Here is an 11,878-nt window from a genome sequence, read left to right as displayed (position 1 = left end):
AGTTTTTGAAACTATATTTTTGAATAATTTTCCCAAATTATAATACTTTTAAAGCTTGTTTGATTAAGTCTTCTACGGTTGCAGTTGGACTATTAGCAATGATTTTTTCTAATACTTTTTCGGCATTTTTTCTAATATAACCTAAAACTTCTAATGCAGATAACGCTTCTTCTTTGTTTGTATTGTATGAACCACCAGAAATTTCTTCGATGGCATATATTTTTAATACTTTGTCTTTCAGATCTAAAATTACTCTTTGTGCTGTTTTAAGTCCAATTCCTTTTATCGATTGGACTGTTCCCACATCATTGGAAGCAATTGCTTGAATAATTTGTTCTGGATTTAAAGACGAAAGCATGGTTCTTGCAGTGTTCGCACCAATTCCTGAAACAGAAATTAGTAATTTAAACAATTCTCTTTCTTTTTTATCTGCAAATCCAAATAAGGAATGTGAATCTTCTTTTACTTGTAAAAAAGTATATAATTTGACATTTTCAGATTCAGGAATTTGAGAATAGGTATGCAATGAAATATGAATTTCGTAGCCCACGCCATTACATTCTATCACCACTTCTGTGGGTGTTTTTTCTACTAATTTTCCTTGAATGTGTGCAATCATATGTTTTTTTTAACTGCTAAACTCGCTATGTATTTGCAAGGTTTGCAATGCTATTTTTAAATTATTATCCCGTAAATCGCGTTTCTTTTTATTCTTCTAGACGCGATAAATCGCGTCTCTACTTTTTGCCTTTTACTTTTAATTTATTTTTCAATTTTTCTTGGGCATCAACTACGGCAACTGCAGCCATATTTACCATTTCTTCTACACTTGCTCCTAATTGAAAAATATGCACTGGTTTTTCTAATCCCATCATAATTGGTCCAATTGAAACCACTTTATCTAATTCCTTCAGCATTTTGTAGGTAATATTTGCCGCATCTAAATTAGGAAAAATTAAAGTATTTACCTTTTTACTAGCTAATTTAGAAAAAGGAAACTTACTTTTTAGCATATCTGGATTTAACGCAAAATCGGTTTGAATTTCTCCATCTACAATTAGTTCAGGATGATTTTCGTGTAAATATTTAACGGCTTGTCTTACTTTAATTGGACTTTCGTTAGAAGAAGAACCAAAGTTAGAGAATGAGATCATGGCAATAACAGGCTCAACCCCAAACATTCTCGCTGTTTTTGCAGTCATTAAAGCAATTTTCGCTAATTCTTCCGCAGATGGATTTGGGTTAATTGCGGTATCAGACAAAAATAACGGACCTCGTTTAGTATTCATGATATTTGTAGTAGCAATTCGGCCAACACCTTGTTGTTTGTCGATTAACTCCATTACAGGTTTTACCACATTTGGATAACTACGAGAATATCCAGTTACCATACAATCTGCATCGCCAGCATTTACCATCATGGCTGCGAAATAGTTACGTTCACGCATCCATTTTTGAGCATCTAATAATGAGGTTCCTCTGCGTTGTCTGGTTTTCCAGAAATATTGCGCGTATTTTTCTCTAGTTTTATCTTCTTCTTTAGATTTTGGATCGATGATTTTTAATTCGGCATCGAAACCAATTTCTTCTTTTAATTCTTGAATGATTTCTAAATTTCCTAATAAAATTGGAATTCCAATACCTTCTTCATGAACAATTTGAGCGGCTTTTAACACATCTAACTGATCTGCTTCAGCAAAAACGATAGTTTTCGGTTCTGTTTTAGCTCTGTTCGTAAGTAATTTTACAATTTTATTATCACCTCCTAAACGCTCTTGCAAGTCATCGGCATATTTTTCCCAATCTGTAATTTCAATTCCGGCTACACCACTTTCCATTGCTGCTCTTGCCACTGCTGGAGAAATAGTAGAAATTAATCGTGGATCAAAAGGTTTCGGAATGATATAATCTTTACCAAAAACCAGTTTCTTTTCGCCATAAGCGATATTTACTTGTTCTGGAACAGGTGTTTTTGCTAATTCTGCCAACGCTCTAACAGCAGCCATTTTCATCGCTTCGTTAATTTTTCGAGCTCTAACATCTAAGGCACCACGGAAAATATAAGGGAATCCTAATACGTTATTTACTTGGTTTGGATAATCAGAACGACCGGTTGCCATAATGATATCTTCACGCGTATTAATTGCCACGTTATAATCAATTTCCGGTTCCGGATTCGCCATCGCAAACACAATTGGATTAGGCGCCATTGACAATAACATTTCTGGCTTTAAAATATTTCCAACCGATAATCCTAAGAACATATCGGCGTCTTTTATAATTTCAGATAATGGTCCTGGTTTACAAGATTTCGCATAACGCATTTGTAATTCCGAAACATCATCTCTACAAGTTGTTAGTAAACCATTTACGTCGAACATGTATAAGTTTTCAGGTTTCACTCCTAATAGCACGTATAAATTCGCGCAAGCTAAAGCTGCTGAACCCGCTCCTGAAACGACAACTTTTACTTTCGTAATATCTTTTTCTGCAATTTCTAATGCATTTAAAAGAGCTGCCGAAGAAATAATAGCGGTTCCATGTTGGTCGTCATGCATCACAGGAATATCCAACTCTTCAACCAATCTTCTTTCAATTTCGAAAGATTCTGGTGCTTTGATGTCTTCCAAATTAATTCCACCGAAAGTTGGTGCAATCGCTTTTACGGTTTCTACGAATTTATCAATATCTGTCGCGTCGACTTCAATATCAAAAACATCGATGTCAGAAAATATTTTAAACAGCAACGCTTTTCCTTCCATTACGGGTTTTGAAGCTTCCGGTCCAATATTTCCTAAACCTAAAACGGCTGTTCCATTGGTAATTACAGCTACTAAATTTCCTTTAGCGGTATATTTATAAACGTTATTTACATCTTTTGCGATTTCCAAACACGGCTCTGCCACTCCTGGTGAATAGGCCAAAGACAAATCTCGTTGGGTAGCATATTTTTTAGTAGGCACGACCTGAATTTTCCCAGGCGTTGGTTTTGCGTGATATAGTAGGGCTTCTCTTCTTTTGTTGTTATTAGACATATATATTCATTTGCATCGACTTACAAAGATAAAATAAGCAATGAAATAACAATAGCGATTGTTTAAAAAGTTACGATTTCTTTTGTGAATTGTTTAAACAAAAAATTAGAGAATACGTGTTAAAACAGTTCTCCTTGATTTAATCCCTTAATTCTGCCTAAATGTTTGTAGGCTTTTTCGGTAGCTTCACGGCCGCGAGGTGTTCGCATTAAAAAGCCTTCTTGGATTAAAAAAGGCTCATATACTTCTTCAATAGTTTCTCCGTTTTCTGAAACGGCAGTTGCTAAAGTAGTAAGCCCAACTGGACCGCCTTTGAATTTATCAATTAAGGTTGATAAAATTTTATTATCCATTTCATCCAAGCCATTCGCATCAACATTTAATGCTTTTAAGGCATAACGAGCAATTTCAATATCAATTTTTCCGTTTCCTTTTATTTGAGCGAAATCTCGAACTCTTCGTAATAATGCATTTGCGATACGAGGTGTTCCTCTACTTCTACCAGCAATTTCAATGGCCGCTTCTAAATCGATTGGAACATTTAAAATTCCGGAACTTCTTTCTACAATTGTGGCTAATAATTCGGTATTATAATAATGTAAACGACTTTGTATTCCGAAACGCGCACGCATAGGAGCGGTTAATAATCCAGAACGTGTTGTAGCTCCGACTAAAGTAAACGGATTTAGGTTGATTTGTACAGAACGTGCATTCGGTCCTGATTCAATCATGATGTCGATTTTGTAATCTTCCATAGCAGAATACAAGTATTCCTCCACAATGGGTGACAAACGGTGAATTTCGTCAATAAACAAAACGTCACGTTCATCAAGATTAGTTAACAAACCAGCTAAATCTCCTGGTTTATCTAACACTGGACCTGAAGTGATTTTGATTCCCACACCCAACTCATTCGCCAAAATACTAGCTAAAGTGGTTTTTCCTAATCCTGGAGGACCATGAAAAAGGGCGTGATCCAACGCTTCGCCTCGCTGATTGGCGGCTGCAACAAATATTTTTAAATTTTCAAGCACGTGGTCTTGGCCTGCGAAATCGTCAAAACTTAACGGACGCAATGCTTTTTCAACATCTATTTCTTGCGGTGTAAAACGCTCTTTGTTGGGATCTAAATTTTCATTCATGTTACAAATATAATATTAAGTTGGGAGTTGAGAGTTGGGAGTTGGGAGTTTTTTTATTTTTAAACATTAAGTTGTATGAGTTTTTAAACACATAGGCACATAATTTAGATTTTGAATAAAGTCGCTCCGCTCAACATAGCGCATTTAAGTTTGGCATGCGGATTTAGCGTTTTATTTTTTTATTGCATTATGGTAAGGGATTTGTGCGGATTTTTAAACATTTAAGTAATATAAGTTTTTTAAACACAGATTTAAGAAATTTCTAAAATTTTAATAATTTCTTAAATCTGTGTTGATGATGTTGAGTTGAGAATTTTATGATTGAAATACGGTTTCTTGCGTGAGGGATTGCAGAGGAGCTCTTTTTTGTTCCGTTTTTTTCGGGACAAAAAAAGCGGGAACGGAAAGCCCGACCCGAAGGGGCACGCCCAAATTAAAAATAATTGAATTTTAGCATTGCTATTGTCATTGATATTAAAAAAGTATCTTTGTAAAAAATTGAGCACATGATTATTTATAATGTTACCATAAACATTGACGAAAGCGCACACGACCAATGGTTAAATTGGTTAAAAACCAAACATATTGGAGAAGTTTTAGCTACAGGTTGTTTTTATAAAGCGAAACTTTCTAGAGTTTTAGTAGAAGAAGAAATGGGTGGCACAACTTATTCGATTCAATATTCTGCGGAAAGTAATGAAAAACTTCAGGAATATTACAAAACCTATGCCCCAAAATTGAGAGAAGAAGGTATGCGTTTGTTTGGTGATAAAATGTTAGCTTTTAGAACCGAGTTAGAAGTTATTAACGAATTTTTTAGTAACGAAAACTAGAGAAATTCTGAAGCTGGAAGTTGGAAGTTTAAGAAAAAAATAAAAATATATGTCAGTTAAAGCCAAAAAACATTTAGGTCAGCATTTCCTTACGGATGAAAGCATTGCGCAACAAATTGCCGATTCTTTGGTTGGCTCTAACTATAATAAAGTATTAGAAATTGGTCCGGGTATGGGAGTTTTAACCAAATACTTATTGGAGAAACCCTACGAAACTTTTGTAGTTGAAATTGACAAAGAATCTGTTGATTATTTACAAGCGCATTATTTAAAATTAAATAATAATATTTTTTCTTTAGATTTTTTACGTCACGATTGGCAAACGGCTTTTAAAAACGAGCAATTTGCTATTATTGGGAATTTTCCATATAATATTTCTACACAAATTGTGTTTAAAACTTTGGAGTTGAGAGATCAAATTCCGGAATTTTCTGGTATGTTTCAGAAAGAAGTTGCGGAAAGAATTTGTAGCAAAAAAGGAAGCAAAGTGTACGGGATTTTATCTGTATTAGCGCAAGCTTTTTATGATGTAGAATATTTATTTACAGTTCCTCCAACTGTGTTTAATCCGCCACCTAAAGTAGATTCTGGTGTGATGCGAATGACTCGAAAAGAGAATTACGAATTGCCTTGTGATGAAAAACTTTTATTTAAAGTGGTAAAAACTGCTTTTCAACAGAGAAGAAAAACCTTACGCAATAGTTTAAAAACTTTAAATTTATCAGATAAATTACAAGAAGATATTATATTTGCACAAAGACCAGAACAATTGTCAGTTGAAGAATTCATTGCTTTGACTCAAAAAATAGCTGCCGATGGAATTTAAAATCAGTAAAGAACTTATCACGCAAATTGAGAATTTAATTCAACAAAATAATATTGTTGAGTTGGAAACGATTTTGCATGAAATTCACTTTGCTGATATAGCGGAAATTATGAATGATTTGGATACTTCCGAAGCCATTTATCTTTTCAACTTATTAGATTCAGAAATTACAGCAGAAATATTACTAGAATTGGATGAGGAAGTTCGTGAAAACATTTTACGAAGTTTATCAGCCAAAGAAATTGCAGAAGAGCTTGACGAATTAGACACAGATGATGCGGCGGATATTATTGCCGAATTACCACAATCTAAAAAAGCGCAAGTAATTTCTGAATTAGAAGATGTTGAGCACGCCAAAGATATTGTTGACCTTTTACGTTATGACGAAAATACCGCTGGTGGTATTATGGCGAAAGAGTTAGTAAAAGTGAACGAAAACTGGAACGTATTAACGTGCGTGAAAGAAATGCGTCATCAAGCAGAAAATGTGACTCGAGTACATTCAATATACGTTGTAGATGACGAAGACCGTTTGAAAGGGCGTTTGTCTTTGAAAGATTTATTGACAACTTCTACTAAAACACAAATTGGCGATATTTATATTAAAAAAGTGGATTACGTTCGTGTAGAAACTAAAGATGTAGAAGTAGCTAGAATCATGCAAAAATATGACTTGGAAGCGATTCCAGTTATTGATGAATTAGATAGATTAGTAGGTCGTGTTACGATTGATGACATTATTGATATTATAAAAGAAGAAGCGGATAAAGATTACCAGTTAGCTGCCGGTATTTCACAAGACGTTGAGGCGGATGATAGCATTTTGGAATTAACCAAAGCGCGTTTGCCATGGCTAGTTTTAGCTTTATTTGGTGGATTTATTTCGGTAAAAGTTTTAAGTATTTTTGAACCAACTATGGAAGGTCATAGAACGATTTTGTTTTTTACACCATTAATTGCGGCGATGGCTGGAAATGTTGGTGTACAATCAAGTGCGATTGTAGTACAAGGTTTGGCTAATAATTCCATTAATGGAAGTTTGTGGAACCGATTGTTAAAAGAATTATCGTTAAGCTTATTAAACGGAAGCATTTTAGCCGGTATTTTAATACTTGGCAGTCATTTCCTACTTGGTTATCCTTTCCTTATAGGAATTACCGTTTCTGTGGCTTTATTAACGGTTATTGTAATTGCTTCACTAGTTGGAACATTTATTCCAATTGTATTAGACAAATACGGTATCGATCCAGCATTAGCCACTGGCCCATTTATTACAACTAGTAATGACATTATGGGAATTATCATTTACTTTTCCATTGCAAGATTGGTTTTAGAAATTTAAGTTTATTTTCATAATGGATTATTTTTTTATTCTTGATTTTTCTTATCATCAAGAACTTAAAGCGTATTTACCTACGCTATATATCAACCACGCAAAGGAATTCAGATATATAGAAAAAAAAGCGACACCAGAAGTTTTACAACATTTCGGAATAGAACCGAAGCAAATTGGTAAAGAAATCTCCAGAATATTCGAAATTCTAACGCTTTTACAACCCGAAAAACTTCTAGAACGATTTAATAAGAAAGTCAAAAAAGGCTCTTTTTTGGAAGATAAATCGTTAGCTACTTTTTATTTTCAATATTTAGATGATCGTATTGATGAATTACTTGTGCTGGCGAAAGGACAACAAATTCAACTTACTTTAAATCTGTTTCACGAAAAAGATTTTACGTCTAAAAAAATAACTTATACGGAAAAAGCGTATGATGTAAGTTTACATTTCAATAAAAAAGAAGATGGTTTATCGTATGAATTGTATTTACAACAGGAAAACGAAACGATTATTCCATGTCAAGAAAACATACATTTACTTACCAATACCACATTTTGGTTTGTAATGAATGCTGAATTAGTAGTTTTAAAAAATATCAACACGAATAAACTAAAACCTTTTCTTTCCAAAACCACTATAGAAGTTCCACAACGTATGTTGGCTTCTTATTTCAATACATTTATAAAAGATATAGTACAAAAGGTCGCGATTCATACCAATGGATTTGAAATTATCCATCAAAACACACTAACAAATTGCACTATAGTTACTGAAGTAGATTTCTTTAAAAACAAACCTTATTTTTATTTAGAATTTGGTTATCACGACGTAAGATTTAGTTCAGAAGAAAAACGAAAAAAACAAGTTTCTATTGATTTTGAAAACGAAGAAATCAAAGTCACTTTGACAGAACGAAACAAATCAGAAGAAACTACACAAATTGCTTTGTTAGACAACTTTGAATTTAAAGATACAAGACAAGAAAAATGGCACTTAACTTCTACTACAAATTCTTTATATCAATATCTAGAAATTCATAAAAAAACATTAGAAAACTATAATTTTACTATTGGAACCTTTTTATATGGCAATAAGAAAATCAATCCAGCTGCTTATCAAATTCAAACACAAGTTGTAGAAAAAAATGATTGGTTTGATGTAAAGATTGGAGTTACCATAGGAAATTTTACGATTCCATTTGTAAAGTTTATTCCTTATCTAGAACAGAAAAAATTTACTTTCGAACTTCCTGACCAAAGTATATTTATGATTCCGGAAGAATGGTTTAGTAAATACAGTTCATTAGTGAAACATCTGGTTGTAACTTCTGAGGAAACAGCAACCTTAGCGAAAACAAAGGTAGCTTTACTAGAAAACACAGATTACACCATCCAAGAACAACAAACTATACCGATTTCAACACAAATCAAGGCTACATTAAGACCTTATCAAACCTATGGTGTGAATTGGTTACTGCAATTATTTCAAAACGGATATGGCGCTTGTTTAGCCGACGATATGGGCTTAGGAAAAACCATACAGATATTAAGTTATTTGGCAACAATACAAGAAAACAACTTATTAAAAAAAACAACAGATCCAGAAATCACAACCGATTTATTTGCCGCTATCGAACCACAAAAAACTAAAGTGAAAGCCTTAATTGTGGCACCCAAATCGTTATTATTTAATTGGTATCAAGAAAGCAAAAAATTCACTCCTTTTTTTCACTGTATTACCTATTTCGGACCAACAAGAAAAACAATACTAAACAGATTGAAGAATTACGATTTAGTATTTACTACGTATGGCACCTTAAATAAAGATGTAATGGAACTAAATAAAATAGGGTTTAATTTCATCATAGTAGATGAGAGTCAAAATATTAAAAACAAAGAATCCGTTGCTTACAAAAATTTAGCTACTATTTCGGCCCTACAAAAAATTGTTTTGAGTGGTACTCCGATTGAAAATTCATTATCAGATGTTTGGTCGCAAATGCAATTAATTAATAAAGACATACTTGGGAATTTTGAATACTTTAAGAAAAATTATTCAGATCCGATTGAAAAAAAACAGGATGAAAATCAATTACTCGAGTTAAAAAAAATATTGAGTCCTTTTATACTGAGACGAACTAAAGAAGAAGTACTAAATGAACTGCCAGAAAAAACAGAGCAAGTAATATATTGTGAGTTGAGTGCCGAACAAGCTAAGGAATATGAGAAAGAAAAGTCGAAAGCAAGAAATTCAATACTTTCAATAGATAAAGACAAACCAGATCGCATTCAAATATTAAAATCGTTACTTCGGTTACGACAATGGAGCAATCATCCAAAATTAATAGATGAAAATTTAGATATAGAATCAGGAAAATTCATTGCCATCACAACTAAAATTCAAACCTTAGTGGCGAATAACAAAAAGGTATTATTGTTTAGTTCCTTTGTAAAACATATTAACATATATGAAAATTGGTGTAAAGAGAATAGAATCAATTTTCAAACACTAACGGGGAAAACGAATAAAGAAACTAGAGAACAATTAGTATATAATTTTCAGAACAAACCACAGCCGTTATTATTTTTTATATCATTAAAGGCGGGGGAAACTGGATTGAATCTAACAGAAGCAAGTTATGTCTTATTTTTAGATCCGTGGTGGAATCCTTACAAGGAAAACCAAGCTTTATCCAGAGCACATAGAATGGGACAAACTGAGAAAGTTACAGTTCTAAGATTCATAACAAAAGACACCATTGAAGAAAAAATCATTCTATTACAAGATAAAAAAAGAGTGCTTGGAAATTCCATATTTGATGTAGATACAGAGGTAACCAATGAAATCTTTAATAATATTGAAGAATTAATAAGATAAAAACAAAATACTTAAAACAAAAAAAGTCCCAATTTTCATTGGGACTTTTATATTTTAGTGATGTAACTCTACTTCACCTTCTTTCATTGGTGTCGTTTGCGGTACGAAATCTTCATCATGACCTGGCTTACTGTAGTCATATGGCCAACGGTGTACAGCTGGGATTTCTCCTGGCCAGTTTCCGTGTATATGTTCTACAGGTGCTGTCCACTCTAAAGTATTTGAGCGCCATGGGTTCATTGGTGCTTTTTTACCTTTGAAAATACTGTAGAAGAAATTCCAGAAGAAAACTAATTGAAACGCTGCACCTACTAAAGCAAAAACAGTAATTAAAACGTTTGTATCAGCTAACTCATCAAATAATGGGAAGTTTGAGTTAGTATAGTATCTTCTTGGTAAACCTGCCATTCCAATAAAGTGCATTGGGAAGAAAACTCCGTAAGCACAAACTGCAGTTACCCAGAAATGGATATATCCTAAAGTTTTGTTCATCATTCTTCCGAACATTCTTGGGAACCAGTGGTAAACCCCAGCAAAGAATCCGTATAATGCTGAAATACCCATTACTAAGTGGAAATGCGCTACTACGAAATACGTATCATGCACGTTAATATCCAACGTACTGTCTCCTAAAATGATTCCAGTTAAACCTCCAGTAATGAAAGTCGACACTAAACCAATAGAGAATAACATTCCTGGGTTTAATTGTAAGTTACCTTTCCAAAGTGTAGTGATATAGTTAAACGCTTTTACAGCAGATGGAATTGCAATTAATAATGTTGTAAATGTAAATACCGAACCTAAGAATGGATTCATACCTGAAATAAACATGTGGTGACCCCAAACGATTGTAGATAAGAATGCAATTGCAATAATAGAAGCAATCATGGCTCTGTAACCGAAAATTGGTTTTCTAGAGTTAGTTGCGATTACTTCAGATGTAATTCCTAAAGCTGGTAATAATACGATATATACTTCAGGGTGACCTAAGAACCAGAATAAGTGCTCGAATAATACAGGAGAACCACCTTGATAATGTAAAACTTCACCTTTGATAAAGATATCAGATAAGTAGAAAGAAGTTCCGAAACTTCTATCGAAAATTAATAATAATGCTGCAGAGAACAATACTGGGAATGAAATAACACCAATAATTGCTGTTACGAAGAAAGCCCAAATTGTAAGTGGTAATCTTGTCATCGTCATACCTTTTGTTCTTAAATTGATAACAGTAACGATATAATTTAAAGAACCCATTAATGAAGATGCGATGAAAATAGCCATAGATACTAACCATAAAGTCATACCCATTCCAGATCCAGGAATTGCTTCTTCAATAGCGGAAAGTGGTGGATAAATTGTCCAACCTGCAGATGCAGGACCCGATTCAACAAATAAAGATGAAATCATGATAATACAAGAAATAAAGAACATCCAGAATGATAACATATTCATGAAACCAGACGCCATATCACGTGCACCAATTTGCAATGGAATTAATAAGTTACTAAAGGTACCAGATAATCCTGCTGTTAACACGAAGAATACCATGATAGTACCGTGAATAGTTACTAAAGCTAAGTAAATATCATTTCTCATAACTCCACCTGGAGCCATTTTTTCTCCTAAGAAAATTTTAAAAATTTCAAAAGATTCTTCAGGCCAAGCAATTTGCATTCTGAAAAATAAAGATAAAACTACCCCTATAATCCCCATTAATAAACCTGAAATTAGGTACTGCTTAGCAATCATTTTATGGTCAATACTAAAAATATATTTAGTAATGAAAGTGTCTTTATGATGACCGTGATCGTGTGACATAATAATT

The 11,878-nt window shown here is 33.3% G+C and carries 8 protein-coding genes; 4 read left to right on the top strand and 4 right to left on the bottom strand.

The genetic code is table 11. The features are described 5' to 3' along the window. Positions 1-37: 37 nt before the first annotated feature. The 3 genes from ruvA to ruvB form a co-directional block, all read right to left on the bottom strand. Positions 38-619, bottom strand: a complete 582-nt coding sequence (gene ruvA, locus UEQ13_RS14605; protein ID WP_329807068.1) for a Holliday junction branch migration protein RuvA — start codon at positions 617-619, stop codon at positions 38-40. Positions 620-737: 118 nt separating this feature from the next. Then, entirely contained in the window at positions 738-3,035 is a 2,298-nt protein-coding gene (locus tag UEQ13_RS14600) for an NADP-dependent malic enzyme (protein ID WP_329807067.1), read from the bottom strand. Between the two features lie 119 nt (positions 3,036-3,154). Further along, on the bottom strand, positions 3,155-4,177 hold the full coding sequence (ruvB, locus tag UEQ13_RS14595; protein ID WP_329807066.1) for a Holliday junction branch migration DNA helicase RuvB: 1,023 nt from the start codon (positions 4,175-4,177) through the stop codon (positions 3,155-3,157). Between the two features lie 506 nt (positions 4,178-4,683). On the opposite strand from ruvB, the gene UEQ13_RS14590 reads away from it, so the two are divergent. The 4 genes from UEQ13_RS14590 to UEQ13_RS14575 are packed head-to-tail and all read left to right on the top strand — an operon-like array spanning position 4,684 to position 10,050. After that, positions 4,684-5,010, top strand: coding sequence for a DUF4286 family protein (locus tag UEQ13_RS14590; RefSeq protein ID WP_166128928.1), 327 nt, complete (start codon positions 4,684-4,686; stop codon positions 5,008-5,010). 49 nt (positions 5,011-5,059) lie between these two features. Further along, entirely contained in the window at positions 5,060-5,836 is a 777-nt protein-coding gene (gene rsmA, locus UEQ13_RS14585) for a 16S rRNA (adenine(1518)-N(6)/adenine(1519)-N(6))-dimethyltransferase RsmA (protein ID WP_329807065.1), read from the top strand. After that, positions 5,826-7,178 carry a magnesium transporter gene (gene mgtE / locus UEQ13_RS14580; RefSeq protein WP_329807064.1) on the top strand — a complete coding sequence of 451 codons (1,353 nt, stop codon included), beginning with the start codon at positions 5,826-5,828 and terminating at the stop codon, positions 7,176-7,178. The genes rsmA and mgtE overlap by 11 nt, the downstream gene beginning before the upstream one ends. Before the next feature lie 13 nt (positions 7,179-7,191). After that, entirely contained in the window at positions 7,192-10,050 is a 2,859-nt protein-coding gene (locus tag UEQ13_RS14575) for a DEAD/DEAH box helicase (protein ID WP_329807063.1), read from the top strand. Between the two features lie 54 nt (positions 10,051-10,104). On the opposite strand, the gene UEQ13_RS14570 is transcribed toward UEQ13_RS14575, so the two are convergent. After that, positions 10,105-11,871, bottom strand: coding sequence for a cytochrome c oxidase subunit I (locus UEQ13_RS14570; protein ID WP_329807062.1), 1,767 nt, complete (start codon positions 11,869-11,871; stop codon positions 10,105-10,107). Between the last annotated feature and the right edge of the window lie 7 nt (positions 11,872-11,878).

This window comes from Flavobacterium facile, from assembly GCF_036321945.1.
Lineage (GTDB): Bacteria > Bacteroidota > Bacteroidia > Flavobacteriales > Flavobacteriaceae > Flavobacterium > Flavobacterium facile.
Note: the sequence above shows the minus strand (reverse complement) of the source record. Positions and strands in the feature narration are given on the sequence as shown.

Bases quoted from the DNA above. Each gene is read 5' to 3' on its own strand.
- mgtE (WP_329807064.1), top strand. From the start codon at position 5,826: ATGGAATTTAAAATCAGTAAAGAACTTATCACGCAAATTGAGAATTTA.
- UEQ13_RS14575 (WP_329807063.1), top strand. From the start codon at position 7,192: ATGGATTATTTTTTTATTCTTGATTTTTCTTATCATCAAGAACTTAAA.
- UEQ13_RS14590 (WP_166128928.1), top strand. From the start codon at position 4,684: ATGATTATTTATAATGTTACCATAAACATTGACGAAAGCGCACACGAC.
- rsmA (WP_329807065.1), top strand. From the start codon at position 5,060: ATGTCAGTTAAAGCCAAAAAACATTTAGGTCAGCATTTCCTTACGGAT.
- UEQ13_RS14600 (WP_329807067.1), bottom strand. From the start codon at position 3,035: ATGTCTAATAACAACAAAAGAAGAGAAGCCCTACTATATCACGCAAAA.
- ruvA (WP_329807068.1), bottom strand. From the start codon at position 619: ATGATTGCACACATTCAAGGAAAATTAGTAGAAAAAACACCCACAGAA.
- ruvB (WP_329807066.1), bottom strand. From the start codon at position 4,177: ATGAATGAAAATTTAGATCCCAACAAAGAGCGTTTTACACCGCAAGAA.
- UEQ13_RS14570 (WP_329807062.1), bottom strand. From the start codon at position 11,871: ATGTCACACGATCACGGTCATCATAAAGACACTTTCATTACTAAATAT.